General features: G+C 68.6%; 15 protein-coding genes and 1 riboswitch. Of the genes, 4 read left to right on the plus strand and 11 right to left on the minus strand.

The features are described 5' to 3' along the window. Positions 1 to 137: 137 nt before the first annotated feature. A complete protein-coding gene (locus DFR39_RS00785; RefSeq protein ID WP_133601630.1) occupies positions 138 to 581 on the plus strand; it encodes a GNAT family N-acetyltransferase in 444 nt (147 codons plus the stop codon). Between the two features lie 141 nt (positions 582 to 722). Then, positions 723 to 1,181, plus strand: a complete 459-nt coding sequence (locus tag DFR39_RS00790) for a DUF4124 domain-containing protein (RefSeq protein WP_133601631.1) — start codon at positions 723 to 725, stop codon at positions 1,179 to 1,181. Positions 1,182 to 1,267: 86 nt separating this feature from the next. Here DFR39_RS00790 and DFR39_RS00795 read toward each other — a convergent pair whose 3' ends face one another. The 7 genes from DFR39_RS00795 to glpD all read right to left on the minus strand — a co-directional run bounded on the left by DFR39_RS00795 (position 1,268) and on the right by glpD (position 8,946). After that, positions 1,268 to 2,959: an ABC transporter substrate-binding protein gene (locus tag DFR39_RS00795; protein WP_133602372.1), complete on the minus strand. Its 1,692-nt coding sequence runs from the start codon at positions 2,957 to 2,959 to the stop codon at positions 1,268 to 1,270. Positions 2,960 to 3,104: 145 nt separating this feature from the next. Then, entirely contained in the window at positions 3,105 to 3,413 is a 309-nt protein-coding gene (locus DFR39_RS00800) for a DUF2160 domain-containing protein (protein ID WP_133601632.1), read from the minus strand. Positions 3,414 to 3,425: 12 nt separating this feature from the next. Beyond that, on the minus strand, positions 3,426 to 4,238 hold the full coding sequence (locus DFR39_RS00805) for a carbohydrate ABC transporter permease (RefSeq protein WP_133601633.1): 813 nt from the start codon (positions 4,236 to 4,238) through the stop codon (positions 3,426 to 3,428). Then, positions 4,231 to 5,124: a carbohydrate ABC transporter permease gene (locus DFR39_RS00810; RefSeq protein ID WP_133601634.1), complete on the minus strand. Its 894-nt coding sequence runs from the start codon at positions 5,122 to 5,124 to the stop codon at positions 4,231 to 4,233. Before DFR39_RS00810 ends, DFR39_RS00805 begins: the two co-directional genes overlap by 8 nt. Next, the gene (locus tag DFR39_RS00815; RefSeq protein ID WP_133601635.1) at positions 5,121 to 6,236 is read right to left on the minus strand and encodes an ABC transporter ATP-binding protein; all 1,116 of its coding nucleotides are present in this window, start codon (positions 6,234 to 6,236) and stop codon (positions 5,121 to 5,123) included. Before DFR39_RS00815 ends, DFR39_RS00810 begins: the two co-directional genes overlap by 4 nt. A gap of 1 nt (position 6,237) precedes the next feature. Further along, the gene (locus DFR39_RS00820; RefSeq protein ID WP_133601636.1) at positions 6,238 to 7,305 is read right to left on the minus strand and encodes an ABC transporter ATP-binding protein; all 1,068 of its coding nucleotides are present in this window, start codon (positions 7,303 to 7,305) and stop codon (positions 6,238 to 6,240) included. A 54-nt stretch (positions 7,306 to 7,359) separates the two neighbouring features. Further along, on the minus strand, positions 7,360 to 8,946 hold the full coding sequence (glpD, locus tag DFR39_RS00825; protein WP_419789840.1) for a glycerol-3-phosphate dehydrogenase: 1,587 nt from the start codon (positions 8,944 to 8,946) through the stop codon (positions 7,360 to 7,362). Between the two features lie 176 nt (positions 8,947 to 9,122). Between glpD and DFR39_RS00830 the strand changes: the two genes are divergently transcribed. Together DFR39_RS00830 and glpK are read left to right on the plus strand one after the other, a co-directional pair. Next, on the plus strand, positions 9,123 to 9,890 hold the full coding sequence (locus DFR39_RS00830; RefSeq protein ID WP_419789839.1) for a DeoR/GlpR family DNA-binding transcription regulator: 768 nt from the start codon (positions 9,123 to 9,125) through the stop codon (positions 9,888 to 9,890). Between the two features lie 34 nt (positions 9,891 to 9,924). Next, positions 9,925 to 11,418 (plus strand): glycerol kinase GlpK, encoded by a 1,494-nt coding sequence (glpK, locus tag DFR39_RS00835; RefSeq protein ID WP_133601638.1) that lies wholly within the window; start codon positions 9,925 to 9,927, stop codon positions 11,416 to 11,418. A 34-nt stretch (positions 11,419 to 11,452) separates the two neighbouring features. On the opposite strand, the gene DFR39_RS00840 is transcribed toward glpK, so the two are convergent. From DFR39_RS00840 to DFR39_RS00855, 4 genes are all read right to left on the minus strand, one after another. Continuing rightward, positions 11,453 to 13,027 (minus strand): esterase/lipase family protein, encoded by a 1,575-nt coding sequence (locus DFR39_RS00840; RefSeq protein ID WP_133601639.1) that lies wholly within the window; start codon positions 13,025 to 13,027, stop codon positions 11,453 to 11,455. Between the two features lie 88 nt (positions 13,028 to 13,115). Continuing rightward, positions 13,116 to 13,697, minus strand: a complete 582-nt coding sequence (locus DFR39_RS00845) for a TMEM165/GDT1 family protein (RefSeq protein WP_133601640.1) — start codon at positions 13,695 to 13,697, stop codon at positions 13,116 to 13,118. 5 nt (positions 13,698 to 13,702) lie between these two features. Next, positions 13,703 to 13,912, minus strand: a riboswitch (yybP-ykoY riboswitch). A 4-nt stretch (positions 13,913 to 13,916) separates the two neighbouring features. Continuing rightward, the gene (locus tag DFR39_RS00850; RefSeq protein ID WP_133601641.1) at positions 13,917 to 15,437 is read right to left on the minus strand and encodes a M16 family metallopeptidase; all 1,521 of its coding nucleotides are present in this window, start codon (positions 15,435 to 15,437) and stop codon (positions 13,917 to 13,919) included. After that, positions 15,434 to 16,807 (minus strand): M16 family metallopeptidase, encoded by a 1,374-nt coding sequence (locus tag DFR39_RS00855; RefSeq protein WP_162849359.1) that lies wholly within the window; start codon positions 16,805 to 16,807, stop codon positions 15,434 to 15,436. Before DFR39_RS00855 ends, DFR39_RS00850 begins: the two co-directional genes overlap by 4 nt. Positions 16,808 to 16,815: the final 8 nt, after the last annotated feature.

The raw sequence follows: 16,815 nt of genomic DNA on the forward strand, positions 1-16,815 counted from the left end.
TGTGGCGCCACCAAGGCCCTGTAGCAACAAGCGCTTACCGCTGCAATCGCTGGCTTACCTTGGGCGCTGCGCAGCGCCGGCGCAAAAGGGGTCGAGGCCAGGACCGACAATGGGCGCCCCCCATGCCAAGCCGCACCATGCCAGAAACCCTGAGCCTGCGCGCCGTGACGCGCGAGAACTACGAAGCCATTTGCGATCTGCCCCTGCCAGCGGAGCAGCAAGCCATGCTGGCCAGCAACAGCTGGTCCCTGGTGCAGGCCGCTTATGAGCCCGACTACCAGCCCCGCGCCATCTATCTCGGCGAGCGCCCCGTGGGCTTCATCATGTGGGTGCCCGAGAGCGAGACCCGGGTGTCGATCTGGCGCTTCATGATCGGCAAAGACGATCAGGGCCGCGGCTTGGGCAGCCAGGCCCTGCGCCTGGCCATGGCCGAAATTGCCCAGCAGCCGGGCGTGCGGGAGATCGAGATCTGCTACGCCCCGGACAATGAGGGCTCACGCCGGCTGTATGCTCGCCACGGCTTTGTGGAGCAGGGTCTGGACCCGGACGGCGAGGACATGCTGGCCTTGCTGCGGCTGTGAACACCCGGCCGTGAGTGCGCGGCCGTGAAATATGCACGCCACGCCCGCCGAGCGCTGAGCAGAAATGTCCGGCGCGGCGCACACTGGCGGCCTCACTTTCTGCAGCACCGTCGCCCCGTGGCGGCGGCCGACTCCGAACCCATGACCCGCTTCAGTCTTGCGGCTTGCCGCCGTCCCCTGACCTTTTTGCTGCTGGCCGGTGGCCTGTGCGGCGCTGTCCAGGCCCAGTACAAATGCGTGGACAAGCGCGGTGCCGTGAGCTTCCAGCAGCTGCCCTGCAGCAACGAGGAGCGCAGCCAGACCCTGGAGGTGCGCCCCACCAATGTGGCCGTGCCCGCAGTCACGCCGGGCCGCAGCAGCAGCACCCAGCAGGCCGGCAGCAGCAGCACGGCCACGGCAGGCGCTGGTGGACGCAGCTTCAAGGGCCGCCCCTGCCCCTCGGCGGCCGAGATGCAGCAGATAGAGGCCGAAGCCGCCACGCTTCGCGAAAACCTCTCCCGGCCTGCAGAGCCTGGCATGGAAGGCTTTCACAATCTGGCCAAAGATCTGTTCAAGGACACGCCACGCCTGGTTGAGGACATCAAGCGCGCCTGCTTCTGAAGCCCTCTGCGCGCCAAGCGGCCGCAGCGGCCGCCACATGAAAAACGCCGCCCGAGGGCGGCGTTTGCTTTGGGGCTCAGCTCGGCTTAGCGAACCCGGCCTTCCTTCCAGGCGTTGAGCAGCTTGTCGTAGGCGATGGTCTCGCCCTTGGGCTTTTCATTGGCCAGCTTGGCCCAGGGGGCGCCCTTGTCGCTCAGCCACTTGGCGTTGGTCTCCTTCTTGTTGAGCTTGGGCGCGCACTTGGCCATGCCGGCACGCTCCAGACGGGCCAGCACCTGGTCCATCTCCTCGGCCAGATTGTCCATGGCGGCCTGCGGGCTCTTCTCGCCGGTCACGGCCTGGGCCACGTTCTTCCACCAGAGCTGGGCCAGCTTGGGGTAGTCGGGCACATTGGTGCCGGTGGGGGTCCAGGCCACGCGCGCCGGGCTGCGGTAGAACTCGACCAGGCCGCCCAGCTTGGGCGCCATATCCGTCATGGCCTTGGAGCGGATATCACTTTCGCGGATCGGGGTCAGGCCAACGATGGTCTTCTTCAGCGAGGTGGTCTTGGCCGTCACGAACTGCGCGTACAGCCAGGCGGCCGCCGTGCGGTTGGCATCGTGGTTGGCAAAGAAAGTCCAGCTACCCACGTCCTGGTAGCCGTTCTGCATGCCCTGCTTCCAGTAGGGGCCGTTGGGGCCGGGGGCCATGCGCCACTTGGGCGTGCCGTCGGCATTGACCACGGGCAGGCCGGGCTTGGTCATGTCGGCGGTGAAGGCGGTGTACCAGAAGATCTGCTGGGCGATCTGGCCCTGGGCCGGCACGGGGCCGGCTTCGCCAAAGGTCATGCCGGTGGCTTCCTTGGGCGCGTACTTCTTCATCCAGTCCACGTACTTGGTCAGGGCGTAGACGGCGGCCGGCGAGTTGGTAGCACCACCGCGGGCCACAGAGGCGCCCACCGGGGTGCACTTGTCGGCGGCCACACGGATGCCCCACTCGTCGACCGGCAGGCCGTTGGGAATGCCCTTGTCGGCGGTACCGGCCATGGACAGCCAGGCATCGGTGAAGCGCCAGCCCAGCGAGGGGTCCTTCTTGCCGTAGTCCATATGCCCATAGATGGGCTTGCCGTCGATCTGCTTCACATCATTGGTGAAGAACTCGGCGATGTCCTCATAGGCGCTCCAGTTCAGGGGCACGCCCAGCTCATAGCCGTACTTGGCCTTGAACTTGTCCTTCAGGTCCTTGCGCTCGAAGAGGTCGGCACGGAACCAGTAGAGGTTGGCGAACTGCTGGTCGGGCAGCTGGTAGAGCTTGCCATCGGGCGCCGTGGTGAAGCTGGTGCCGATGAAGTCCTTGAGGTCCAGACCCGGGTTGGTGAACTCCTTGCCCGCACCGGCCATGTAGTCGGTGAGGTTCATGATCTTGCCGTAGCGGTAGTGGGTACCGATCAGGTCGGAGTCGGAGATCCAGCCGTCGTAGATGCTCTTGCCGGACTGCATGGAGGTCTGCAGCTTCTCGACCACATCGCCTTCCTGGATCAGGTCGTGCTTGACCTTGATGCCGGTGATCTCCTCGAAGGCCTTGGCCAGGGTCTTGGCCTCGTACTCATGCGTGGTGATGGTCTCGGACACCACCGAGATTTCCTTCACGCCCTTGGCCTGCAACTTCTTGGCGGCTTCGATGAACCACTTCATCTCGGCCATCTGCTGTTCCTTGCTCAGGGTGCTGGGCTGGAACTCGGCATCGATCCACTTCTTGGCCTCGGCCTCGCCGGCCCAGGCCAGCTGTGCGGCCCCCATGGCCAGCAGGGCCGCCGTGGCCAGCGCGGTGTACTTTGTCGTCTTCTTGAACTGCACGCTTGTCTCCTCTGTTGAACAAAAAGCCCCCCGATCAGCGCGACGCGGCCCCGGGGGTGTGAAGGGCCGAATCCTTGAAAACACCGCCTCAGCCGCGCCGCATGATCAGGGCCAGCACGGCCATCGACGCGATGAAGCTGATCCAGATGCTGGGCTCGCTCTCCAGCGCGAACCACTCGGCCATGCGGCCGGCCAGGCCCACAAAGGCCAGATTGATATAGGCCGCGGTCAGCAGGCCGATGAAGAGCCGGTCGCCGCGCGTGGTCTTGAGCGGCAGAAAGCCCTTGCGCAAGCTGGTGGGCGACTTGATCTCCCAGACCGTCATGCCGATCAGCATCACGACGATGCAGCTGAAGAAGGCCGCCACCGGGGTCGTCCAATACATCCAATCAAACATCTCGGTTTCTCCTCAGACACGGCCCATGGCGAAGCCCTTGGCGATGTAGTGGCGCACGAACCAGATCACGATGGCGCCCGGCACGATGGTCAGGGTGCCGGCGGCGGCCAGGGTCGCCCAGTCCATGCCCGAGGCGCTGACCGTGCGCGTCATGGTGGCCACGATGGGCTTGGCATTCACGCTGGTCAGGGTGCGGGCCAGCAGCAGCTCCACCCAGCTGAACATGAAGCAGAAGAAGGCCGCCACGCCCACGCCCGCCTTAATCAGGGGCAGGAAGATGGTGAGGAAGAAGCGCGGGAAGCTATAGCCGTCGATATAGGCGGTCTCGTCGATCTCGCGCGGGATGCCGCTCATAAAGCCTTCCAGAATCCACACCGCCAGCGGCACATTGAAGAGCAGATGCGCCATGGCCACGGCGATATGCGTGTCCATCAGCCCCATCGTGGTGTAGAGCTGGAAGAAGGGCAGCAGAAAGACCGCGGGCGGCGTCATGCGGTTGGTCAGCAGCCAGAAGAACACATGCTTGTCGCCCAGGAAGCGGTAGCGGCTGAAGGCATAGGCCGCCGGCAGGGCCACGGTGATCGAGATCACCGTGTTGATGCCCACATAGATCAGGCTGTTGATATAGCCCGAGTACCAGGACGGGTCGGTGAAGATCGTCTTGTAGTTGGCCCAGGTGAAATGCTCGGGGAAGAAGCTGAAGCTGGACAGGATCTCCTCATTGGTCTTGAAGCTCATATTGACCATCCAGTAGATGGGCAGCAGGGCAAAGACCAGGTAGGCGATCAGGAAGATCGTCCGCTTCTTGAAGCGCTTGTCATCCATGTTGGGGCTCCTTCTCGGCCTGACCCAGGGCCTGCATCCAGTTGTAGAGGATGAAGCACAGCAGCAGGATGATGAGGAAGTAGATCAGCGAGAAGGCCGCGGCGGGGCCCAGGTCGAACTGGCCCACGGCCTTCTGCGTCAGGTACTGGCTGAGGAAGGTAGTGGCGTTGCCGGGGCCGCCGCCGGTGAGCACAAAGGGCTCGGTGTAGATCATGAAGCTGTCCATGAAGCGCAGCAGCACCGCGATCATCAGCACGCCGCGCAGCTTGGGCAGCTGGATGTAGCGAAACACGGCCAGCTTGCTGGCCCCGTCAATGCGCGCGGCCTGGTAGTAGGCGTCCGGGATGGAACGCAGGCCGGCAAAACACAGCAAGGCCACCAGGGGCGTCCAGTGCCACACATCCATCACCAGCACCGTGAGCCAGGCATCGGTGGCATTGCCGGTGTAGTTGTAGTCCACGCCCAGCCATTGCAGGGCGGCGCCCAGGAGGCCGATATCGGCGCGACCATAGATCTGCCAGATGGTGCCCACCACATTCCAGGGGATCAGCAGGGACAGGGCCACGATCACCAGCACGGCCGAGGCCTTCCAGCCCTGGGCGGGCATGGACAGGGCCAGGGCGATGCCCAGCGGAATCTCCACCGCCAGCACCGCGGCCGAGAAGCCGAGCTGGCGCCACAGGGCGCTGTGCAGCTCCTCGTCGCGCATCACGGCGGCAAACCATTCGGTGCCCACGAAGACGCGGCGCTCGGGCGAGATGATGTCCTGCACCGAGTAGTTCACCACGGTCATCAGGGGCAGGATGGCCGAGAAGGCCACGCAGATGAAGACCGGGAGCACCAGGAACCAGGCCTTCTGATTGACGGGCTTTGCGGTAGCGCTCATGCGGCCTGGCCCTCCTTGACGTTGATCAGCTGTTCATCGCGGCCGTAGAAGCAGGTATGGGTGCCCAGCACCTGCAGCCAGACCTCGCCACCGGGCACGGGCGGCCGGCTCTGCGCATTCAGGCGCAGCTTGAGCGACTGCCCGCCCACGCTCGCCGTCAGCAGCCAGTAGGTGCCGATGTCCTGCACCTGCCGAAGCTCGGCGCGCAGCGCCCCGGGGCTGCCGGCCTCGGCCAGCGCCACATACTCGGGGCGCACGCCCAGGGTGAACTCGCGCGCCGCTTCCAGCTGCTGGTAGAGCACGCCGAAGCCCAGGGGCAGGTCTTGCCCCGCCACCTCAATCACGCCCGCGCTCTTGAAACGTGCGGGCAGGAAGTTCATGCCCGGCGAGCCGATGAAGTTGCCCACGAACATGTGCTGGGGCTTCTCGAACAGCGCGTCGGCCGAACCCACCTGCACCGCGCGGCCGCGCGACATGACCACGATCTGGTCGGCGAAGGTCAGGGCCTCCACCTGGTCGTGGGTCACATAGATCAGGGTGAGCTTGAGCTCGTGGTGGATCTGCTTGAGCTTGCGCCGCAGCTGCCACTTGAGGTGGGGGTCGATCACGGTGAGCGGCTCGTCGAAGAGCACGGCCGACACATCCTCGCGCACCAGGCCGCGACCCAGCGAGATCTTCTGCTTGGCATCGGCCGTGAGGCCGGCGGCGCGCTGGTTGAGCTGGCCGCTCATCTCCAGCATCTCGGCGATCTTGCCCACGCGGGCCTTGATGCGCTCGGGCGCCACGCCGCGGTTCTTCAGCGGAAAGGCCAGGTTCTCGGCCACGGTCATCGTGTCGTAGATCACCGGAAACTGGAACACCTGGGCGATATTGCGCGCCTGGGGTGAGAGTGCGGTGACGTCGCGGCCGTCATAGCTCACCGTGCCATGCGAGGGCTGCAGCAGGCCCGAGATGATGTTGAGCATGGTGGTCTTGCCACAGCCCGAGGGGCCCAGCAGCGCATAGGCGCCCCCATCTTCAAAGCTCATCTTCAGCGGCAGCAGGGCGTAGTCGGCCTCGCTCTGCGGGTTGGGACGGTAGGCGTGGGCCAGGTCCAGATCGATGCGTGCCATCTCAGCGGCCCCGCCTTTCCGGCGCAATGGCCAGGGCGCCCGCGGCGTCGAACACATAGGCCTCGGCGGCCCTGAAGAAGAGGCTGAGCGAGGCGCCCAGCTCGAAGTAATGCACGCCGCTGAGCTGGGCCACCAGCTCGCCCACCTCGCTGTGCACATGGACAAAGGTGTCGGAGCCCGAAATCTCGGCCAGCTCCACGCGGCCGCGCAGCTCGATATCGCCGGGCTGCGCGCTCACGCGCAGGGCATTGGCGCGCAGGCCCACGGTCACCGGGCCTTGCGCGCTCAGATCCAGGCTCAGGCCGGGCCTGAGTTCCACGCTGGCGCCGCGGCCCGTGGCCGGCAGCAGGTTCATGGGCGGATCGCTGAAGGCACGGGCCACGCGCAGCGAGGCCGGCTTGTGGAAGACCTCGGCCGTGGGGCCGTACTGCAGCAGCTCGCCGGCATCCATCACCGCGGTGTAGCCGCCCAGCAGCAGGGCCTCGCCCGGCTCGGTGGTGGCATAGACCACGGTGGAATCGCCGCTGGCGAAGAGCTGGCTCAGCTCCTCGCGCAACTCCTCGCGCAGCTTGTAGTCCAGATTCACCAGGGGCTCGTCCAGCAGCATCAGGGGCGCGTTCTTGGCCAGGGCGCGGGCCAGGGCCACGCGCTGCTGCTGGCCACCGGAGAGCTGGGCGGGCAGCTTGTCCAGATGCATCTCGATGTGCAGCTTCTGGGCCAGCGCATCCACCTGCTTAGCGATGGCCGCGCGGTCCAGCCCGCCGCGCAGCTTCAGCGGCGAGGCGATGTTGTCGCGCACCGTCATCGAGGGGTAGTTGATGAACTGCTGATACACCATCGCGACATTGCGATCGCGCACCGGCACGCCGGTCACGTCCTGGCCGTCCACCAGCACCCGGCCCGCGCTGGGCCGGTCCAGGCCCGCTATCAGGCGCATCAGCGTGGTCTTGCCGGCCTGGGTCGCGCCCAGCAGCACGGTGACCGCACCGGCTTGCAGCGTCAGGTCCATGGGGTAGAGGTGCTCGGCGGCACCGACCCGATGGCTGAGGCCTTGCAGACTCAATTGCATCGTCGCTTGTCTCCCTCTTCTTGCATCTCTGTGCGTCGCGACCAGGACGGGGCTTCAGTCCGCGGGCTGGGGATGGGACTGGAACCAGTCCGCCACCGCCGCTCGTTGCGCCTCGCTGTAGTGCAGCCCCAGCTTGGAGCGGCGCCACAGCACGTCCTCGGCGCTGCGCGCCCATTCCTCGCGCTGCAGATAGCGCAGCTCGATCTCGTACAGGCCCGGCGCCACCTCGGCGCCCAGCTCGCTCAGGCTGCTCGCGCCGCCCAGCACACGGCCCACGCGCGCGCCATAGGCACGGCACAGGCGCCGCACCAGGCTCTCCGGCAGCCAGATATGACGCTGGCGCACGGCGGTGACCAGGCGCTCGAAATCGGTGTCGGGCCGGCGCGGCGAACCGATCCAGGTCTGCAGGTCGCCGCCCGGCAGATAGGCCTTCTCGGTCCAGGGCTCGCGCTTGTCACCCAGCATCTGGCCCACCAGATCGGCGGCGTCCTCGGCCAGCTTGCGGAAGGTGGTGATCTTGCCGCCCCACACGCTCAGCAGGGGCGCGCCCTGGGTATTGCTTTCCAGCAGGTAGTCGCGGGTCACGGCCGAGGGGTCGCCCGAGGCGTCGTCCAGCAGGGGGCGCACGCCGGCATAGCTCCAGACCACGTCATCGCGGCTCACCGGCTTGGCGAAGTAGCGGCTGGCCTGCTCGCAGAGGTAGTCCACCTCCTGGGCATCGATCTGCGCCTTGGACAGGCCGGCCAGAGCCTCGGGCGGCAGCTCCACATCCGTGGTCCCGATCAGGGTGTAGTCCTGCTCGTAGGGGATGGCGAAGATGATGCGCTTGTCGGGGTTCTGGAAGATGTAGGCGTGGTCGTGCTCGAAGCAGCGCTTGACGATGATGTGGCTGCCCTTGACCAGGCGCAAGCTCTTGGTGGCCAGGGCCTCGCCGCGGGCCGGGCGCGCCACCTCGCGCAGAAAGCTCTCGGCCCAGGGGCCAGCGGCATTGACCAGGGCACGGGCGCGCACGCGGCGCTCACCCTGCGGGGTGCTGATCGTGGCCTGCCAGCCATCGGCCTCGCGCTGCACGGCGGTGACGGGGCTGCGCGTCAGCAGCTCGGCACCCTTCTCCTGGGCATCCAGCGCGTTCAGCAGCACCAGACGGGCGTCATCCACCCAGCCATCGGAGTAGACGAAACCGCGGGTGTAGTGGGGCTTGAGCGGCTTGCCCACCGGCGAGGTCCGCAGATTCACGCCATTGGAGCCCGGCAGCACCTCGCGGCGCGCCAGATGGTCGTAGAGGAAGAGGCCGGCGCGAATCATCCAGGCCGGGCGCATGGCGGGGTCGTGCGGCATCACAAAGCGCAGCGGCCACATGATGTGGGGGGCGCTCTTGAGCAGCACCTCGCGCTCCTGCAGGGCCTTGCGCACCAGGGAGAACTCGTAGTACTCCAGATAGCGCAGGCCGCCGTGGATCAGCTTGGTGGACGAGGAGGAGGTGTGCGCGGCGAAATCGTCGCGCTCGGCCAGCAGCACCTTCCAGCCGCGACCGGCCAGATCGCGCGCGATACCGGCGCCGTTGATGCCACCGCCCACGACCAGCACGTCGTAGACATGGGAATCAGCGTTGGCAGGGGCAGCGAGGGGCTGAGCGTTCACGAGGGGTCTCCGAGATAGCAAATCGAGGTTCGCCATTTTGTTCTTCTTTTTTCTTTTTAACTCGTTTGCGCGCGATTAAACCCGGGGTAAACCCTTCTTTGTGTTCGTTTTGCTTCGCTTTAGGCTGAGCCACCCCTAAAAAACGCGCACTAGCGCGGCCTCTACACTTGCCGGCCATGATTCCCAGCCATCCCCGTCTGAACGAGCTGCTGCAGGAGGTGCGCGCCCGCGGCTCGGTGAGCGTCGAGAGCCTGGCCGAGAAATTCGGCGTGACCCTGCAGACCGTGCGCCGCGATGTCCAGCGCCTGGCCGAGGCAGGCCTGGTGGCGCGTTTTCATGGCGGCGTGCGCGTGCCCGCCAGCACCACCGAAAACATCGCCTACCGCCAGCGCCAGGCCCTGCAGGCCGAGGGCAAGGCGCGCATCGCGCGCGCCATCGCCCAGCGCATTCCCAATGGCTGCTCCCTGATCCTGAACCTGGGCACCACCACCGAGGCCGTGGCGCGCGAGCTGCTGCAGCACAAGGGCCTGCGCATCATCACCAACAACCTCAATGTGGCCAGCATCCTGAGCGACAACCCGGACTGCGAGCTGGTGATGGTGGGCGGCACGGTGCGCCACCGCGACCGCGGCGTGGTGGGCGAGGCGGCGGTGGACTTCATCCGCCAGTTCAAGGTGGACATCGGCCTGATCGGCATCTCGGGCATCGAGAGCGACGGCAGCCTGCGCGACTTCGACTACCGCGAGGTCATGGTGGCCCGCACCATCATCGAGCACTCGCGCGAGGTCTGGCTGGCGGCCGATCACAGCAAGTTCAACCGCCCCGCCATGGCCGAGGTGGCGCGCCTGCCGCAGATCGATCTGCTGTGCACCGATGCCGCGCCGCCCGAGCCCTTCCCCGCCCTGCTGAGCGACGCCGGCGTCGAGCTGGTGGTCGCAGACTGATCACGCCGGCAGGCACACACAAGACGAGAGACCCATGACCTACCTGCTCGCCCTGGACCAAGGCACTTCCAGCTCCCGCGCCATCGTCTTCGATGCGCGCGGCCATATCGTCGCGATGGCCCAGCGCGAGTTCCGCCAGATCTATCCCCAGCCCGGCTGGGTGGAGCATGACGCCCTGGAGATCTGGGACAGCCAGCTCGCCACCGCGCGCGAGGCCCTGGCCAAGGCCAATCTCAAGGCCGCGGACATCAAGGCCCTGGGCATCACCAACCAGCGCGAGACCACGGTGGTGTGGAACCGCAAGACCGGCCAACCCGTCTATCACGCCATCGTCTGGCAGGACCGCCGCGCCGAGCCCGTCTGCGCCCGGCTGCGCGAGCAAGGCCACGGCCCCCTGGTGCAGGGCAAGACCGGCCTGGTGATCGACGCCTACTTCTCCGGCACCAAGCTCAAATGGATCCTGGACCATGTGCCCCAGGCCCGCGAGCAGGCCGAGCGCGGCGAGCTGGCCTTCGGCACCGTGGACAGCTGGCTGGTCTGGCGCCTGAGCAATGGCGAGGTGCATGCCACGGACGTGAGCAATGCCTCGCGCACCATGCTCTTCAATGTGCATGAGAACCGCTGGGACCAGGAGCTGCTGGAGCTCCTGGACATTCCCGCCTCCGTGCTCCCCGCCGTCTACCCCTCGGCCCATGAATACGGCCGCGTGGCCGCCGAACACCTGGGTGGCCCCATCACCATTGGCGGCATCGCGGGCGACCAGCAGAGCGCCCTCTTCGGCCAGGCCTGCTTCAAGGCCGGCATGGCCAAGAACACCTATGGCACCGGCTGCTTCATGCTGATGCACACCGGCAGCCGCTTCCAGACCTCGGCCAATGGCCTGATCACCACCAGCGCGGCCCAGGCCAGCAGCAGCCCGGAGTTCGCCCTGGAGGGCAGCGTCTTCATCGGTGGCGCCGTGGTGCAGTGGCTGCGCGACGGGCTGCAGGCCATCAAGGGCAGCTCCGAGGTGCAGAGCCTGGCCGAGAGCGTGCCCGACGCCGGCGGCGTGATGTTCGTGCCGGCCTTCACCGGCCTGGGCGCGCCCTACTGGAAGGCCGAGGCGCGCGGCGCCATCGTGGGCCTGACGCGCGGCTCCACGGTCGCGCATATCGCGCGCGCCGCGCTGGAGAGCATCGCCTTCCAGAGCGCCGCCCTGCTGCAGGCCATGAGCCGCGACGCGGTGGCCGCGGGCGGTGCCCCGGTGAGCGAGCTGCGGGTGGACGGCGGCGCCTGCGTGAACAATCTGCTGATGCAGTTCCAGGCCGATCTGCTGGGCATTCCGGTGGTGAGGCCGCAGGTGATCGAGACCACCGCCTTGGGCGCGGCCTATCTGGCCGGCCTGAGCACCGGGGTCTACAGCGGGCTGGAGGAGCTGGGCGATCACTGGCGCGCCGAGCGCCGCTTCATGCCCACCATGGCGCGGGAGCGCGCCATGGAGCTGATTGCCGGCTGGGAAAAGGCGGTGCGCCAGGCCTGCGCGGACTGAGTCCGGCGCGGCGCTGCGGCAGGGCCGAAGCGCCTCAGCGCCAGGCCGAGACGATGAGCACCACCTTGCCGTCCAGCCCGGGCGTGAGCCCGGACCTGGGCAGGGGCAGCTCCAGGCGCAGGCCGCCATCGGCCAGGGCCTGATAGCTCAGGGCCTGGGTGGCCTGGCCCACATGCTGGCTCTCCCAGCTGTGCAGAATGCGCCACTCGCCGCCCGGCTGCAGCGGCGGCTCCAGGGAGATGAGCAGACCGTCGCGCAGCAGATGGCTGCCCTCGAAATGCTGGTCGGGCCAGAAGCGCTTGCGCAGCTGGTAGTCGGGCACCCGCACCGCCAGGTCCATGGCATAGGCCAGGCTGCGGTCCTGCTGGCTGACCTTGGCGCGGTTGGCCAGAAAGGCCGTGGAGAGATAGACCAGATTGCCGCCGCTGGCCTGCTGGCGGGTGAGCTGGGCATGGGTGCGGCAGGCGGGCGAATCCTCCTCGGCCGTGCGCCGACTCAGATACCAGCGCTTGCCGCGTGGCCGGGCCAGCAGCTCGAACTGATAGAGCGCCTCCACCTCATCGGCCTGGGCCTGCAGGGCCTCGGGCAGACGCACCGCGTCCACCTGCATCCAGATGTCCACCCGCACATCGCCAAACAGGAAGCGCACCAGGTTCTGATAGGCCTCCTCGCTGTTGACGATGCCGAAAAAGCCCGAGTGCGAGCGGTAGCAGTAGGCCGTGGGGCTGGTCTTGCTGATGCGCAGCTGGCGGTCCACGGCCCAGACCGAGGCGTTGTCCACCTTGACCAGGCCGTCGCTGCCATGGCCGGCAAAGGCCCGCGACAGGCCCATGGCCACGCCGTAGTCCGCGCGGTTGGTGCCCACCATGCAGAAGAAGCGGTCGATGGGAAAAGCCTGCTCGGGCACAAAGTCCACCCGACCATGCCGGCGGTACACCGCCTCCAGATTGAGGTAGCGGGCCATGCGCGCATGGCTGAAGTTGTCGATCTCGGCCACGCTCAGCCAGGCCGGCAGCTTGAGGCCCGCGGCCTCGATGCCGTTGTGCGGCGTGGCGTAGGTGAAGACCTTGTCCACCGCCCCGCGCGCCGCCGCATCACCCAGGGCCGGGTTCTGCAGCAGCGCCCGCACGACCAGGCCGCCCATGGAATGGGCCACCAGATAGCAGCGGAAGTCCTCGGGCCGGATCTGCTCCTGGGCCACCACCAGATCGCGCACCCGCAGCACCAGATCGGACAGGCCGCGGGCATAGTCCTCGATCTCCATGGGCCGGCCCGAGCCCAGCAGGGCCGAGCCGCCGTCGTAGTAGCGATAGACGATCACCGAGCGCGAGGGGATGCCGCGATTGCCGCGGCGCGGCTGCCAGTCCGCATCCATGATGTCCAGGCCGTTCTCGTAGACATCGCCATAGCCGAACTCGGCCCCCAGGCGCAGCAGGGGCGACTCGAAGACGAACTTCTTGGCCGGCTCGCGCTTGTCGGTGCTGGCGCGGTAGACCGTGGAGCCGAGATTGAAGCCGCAGAAGGGGTCGGCCGCCGTCTCGTCGCGCTCGCTCTCGGTCATGGCATAGCCACGCACATAGATGATGGGAAAGAAGGGGGCCTGCTGCATGGCGCGCTCCGGGGCTCAGGGACGACCCCGTCGCTTATAGCCAGGGCCCGTGGCCCCGGCAATCCCGCCAAATGCGGACCTCCCGGCCTCAGAGGCCCAGGCGCTCACCCACGCCGAAGAGCACGGCCAGACCCAGCAGCAGGAAGATCAGGGCCGCCACCCCATGCACCAGGCGCACCGGGATGCGGCCGGCCAAGCGGTCGCCCAGGAAGACGGCGGGCACATTGGCGATCATCATGCCCAGGGTGGTGCCGGCCACCACGGCCCAGAAGGCCTTGAACTGCGCGGCCATGGCCACGGTGGCGATCTGGGTCTTGTCGCCCATCTCGGCCAGGAAGAAGGCCACGATGGTGGTGCCCAGCACGCCCAGCTTGAGCTTGCCGCCGCCCTCTTCCTCTTCATCGAGCTTGTCGGGGATCAGGGTCCAGATGGCCATGGCCACAAAGCCCAGGCCCAGGCCCCAGCGCAGCACCTGCGGGCTGAGCTGGGTGGTGATCCAGGCGCCCAGAGCCCCGGCACAGGCGTGATTGACCAGGGTGGCGATCAGGATGCCCAGGCAGATGGGCAGGGGACGGCGGAACCGCGCGGCCAGCAAAAAAGCCAGCAGCTGGGTCTTGTCGCCGATTTCGGCCAGGGCCACGAGGCCGGTGGAGACGAGGAAGGCTTCCATGAAACAACCCACACGGCCTGAGGCACGGACGATTGACCATGCCGCTCCGGCCGTGTGAGGGGATGCCGAGCTGCATGGTCAAAGGTCTTGCCAGGTGTGGACACTGCCCGTGCCATGGCTCTTGCGAACCAAGTCTGTTGACACGGGCCTGCAGGGCGCGATCACCGGTGTTCGGGATCGGGCGGCCGCAGCGGCTACTCCCCAATGACAGCAGGGATTCTACCCCGAGCCTCCCGGGCCGGGCGTGCCGCCCGCGCCGCGGCGTGAACGATGTCGCAGCAGCGGGCTCTCCAGGTCCAGATCGCGGGCCGCCAGCACCCAGGCGCCGGGGTCCAGGGCGCGCAGGCCGGCACCGGCCAGGTTCAGGTCGCCCACGACGACGCGGCGCAGGCCCTCGGGCCGCCAGTAGCGGGCCGCATAGGCCTGCAGGGCCTGGGCGTCCACCGCCTGCAGACGGGCCGCCAGACGCTGCGGCGATTCGGGTGCCAGCCCCTGCTGGATCTGCTCCCCCAGGGCCGCGGCCAGGCCGACGCGGCTCTCCATGCGGCGCTGCTGCTCCCCCAGCCAGCTGCTGCGCCGTGCGGCCAGCTCCTCGGCCGGCACCGCCTGCTGGCCCAGGCCCAGGATCTGCGCGGCCATCAGGCCGGCCACCTCGGCCGCGCCCTCGTGGCGGGTCTGGGCCTGGGCGCTGAGCCAGCCGCCGCCGGGCAGGCTCTCCACCTGGCTGCTGGCGCCGTAGCTGAGGCCGCGCTTGATGCGAACCTCCAGCCCCAGACGCGAGGAATAGCCCTGCCCCAGCACCGCCTGGGCCAGCTGGGCCACCGGCAGATCGGCCGCCGCCTCCAGCCCGGCATGGGGCGCCAGCAGCTGCACCACGCTCTGGCCGGCCTCGGGCAGATGCACCCACAGGCTGCGGCTGCCCAGGGGACGCGCCTGCACCGGCGTGGGCAGCTGGCCCGGCTGCGGCCCCGGCTGCCAGCGCCCCCACTGGCGCTCCAGCAGCGCCCGCAGCGGCCCCGGCTCAAAGTCGCCGCAGATGATCAGGCTGCTGAGCTGGGGGCTGAGCTGGCTGCGCTGCAGGGCCAGCAAGTCCTCGCGGCGTATGCGCCCCAGGGAGGCCGGCGTGGCCAGACGCCCCGCCGCGCTATCGCCCCAGAACAGGCGGCGACCCAGGGCCTGGGCCAGGGCCGCGGGATCGGCCTGGGCCTCGCGCAGCCGCTCCAGCATCTGCTGGCGTGCCGCCTCCAGCCCGGCCGCCGGCAGCTGGGGCCGCAGCACCAGCTCGGCCAGCAGGGCCAGCCCCTCATGCAGGCGCGGCGCGGCCAGGCTCAGGCTCAGGCTGGCGCCCAGGGACTGGGTCTGCGCCTCCAGGCTGGCGCCCAGGCTCTCGGCCGCCCAGGCCAGCTCGCCGCCCGCGGTCCGGCCACGGCTGAGCACATCCAGGAGCAGCTGGGCGAGCCCCGCCTTGGTGGGCGGATCCAGCAGGCTGCCCAGGCCCAGCTGCAGCTGCAGGCTGACCAGGGGCCAGCCCGGCCGCGGCGCCATCAGCACGCGCAGGCCGTTGGACAGGCGCCAGCCCTGCACGGACCAGGGCAGGGCCGGCACCCAGGGCCCCGGCGCGGGCGCCTGCTCGGGCACCTGCTCGGGCAGCGGCTGGGCCCCGGCATGGGGCCACAGACCGGCCGAGGCCGCGCCCAGCAGGAGGCGGCGCCGCGCCCGCATCGGCCCCGGGCTGCTCATCGCGCGGCGCCTCCCGCCGCATCGACATAGAGCAGGCCGACGCGGGCCCCCTGCAACACATGGCGGCGCAGCACGCGCTGCACCGCCTCGGCGCCGACGCGCTGCAGCTGCTCCAGATCGAGGGTGGCCGCGGCCGCCTCGCCCCGCAGCAGCAGGGCCTGGCCCAGGGCCAGGCCGCGGCCCTCGGGCGTTTCGCGCTCCAGCAGGGCCTGGGTCAGCAGCAGGGCCCGGGCGCGCTCCAGCTGGGCCGGCGGAATCGGCTCTTCCGCCAGGCGCTGCACCTCGCGGCTGAGCCGCTCCAGCAGGAGCTCGGGCCGGCTGCGTCCGGTGGAGATGGCGTGAGCGGCCAGGAGGCCGGCCTCGGCATTGAGCATGAGCTCGAAGCCGCAGCTCTGGGCCAGGCGCTGCTCCAGCACCAGGCTCTGGTTCAGGCGCGAGGCCTCGCCCTCGGCCAGCAGGGCCTGGGCCAGCTGCAGGGCCGGCAGCTCCGCGCTGTCGGCGCGCGGCCCCTGCCACAGGGCCAGCACCGCCGGCTGCGGCAGGCCCGGCACGGCCAGGCGGTGCAGGGCCTCGCGCGTGCGCCGCGGCTGCGGCACAGCCGGGGGCGCGGCGGCGCGTTCGGGGGCGGCAATGGGGCCGAAATAGCGATCCACCCAGCGGTCCAGACTCGCCGCATCAAAGGCGCCCACCACCACCAGCAAGGCCTTGTCGGGGCGGTAATGCTCGGCATGGAAGGCCTGCACATCGGCCAGCGTCGCGGCCTCCAGCTCCTCGATATTGCCGATCACCGGCCGCCGATAGCCCGGGTGCTCAAAGCCGTAGACGGGTATGGCCTGGAAGAGCCGGCCATAGGGATCGGCCAGCACACGCTGGTGGTACTCCTCGCGCACCACGGCGCGCTCGCGGTCCAGGCCCGCCTGGTCCACCTGCAGATGCGCCATGCGCTCGGCCTCGGCCCAGAGCAGGGCCTCCAGATGCTGGGCCGGCACCTGGCTGTGATAGACCGTCATGTCCTCGGCGGTGAAGGCGTTGTTGCTGCCGCCCACATCCTCGGTGAGCCGGTCGAACTGCTCGGCCGCCATATGCCGCGTGCCCTTGAACATCAGGTGTTCGAAGAGATGGGCCAGGCCCGAGCGGCCCGGCGGATCGTCCTTGCCACCCACGCGGTAGAAGAGCTGCACCGCCACGGTGGCGGTGTCCTCCATGGGCAGACTCAGCAGCTGCAGCCCATTGGCCAGACGGCGTTGACGCGGCCGCAGATCGGGCACCGGCAAGGGCGCCAGCGCCGCCGCGGGCCAGGCCCAGGCAAGACCTGCCCCCGCCGACCAGGCGAGCAGGGAACGACGGCTGGGGCGGTACGCGGGCAGCATGGCCGCAA

This window comes from Roseateles asaccharophilus, from assembly GCF_004362405.1.
Lineage (GTDB): Bacteria > Pseudomonadota > Gammaproteobacteria > Burkholderiales > Burkholderiaceae_C > Kinneretia > Kinneretia asaccharophila.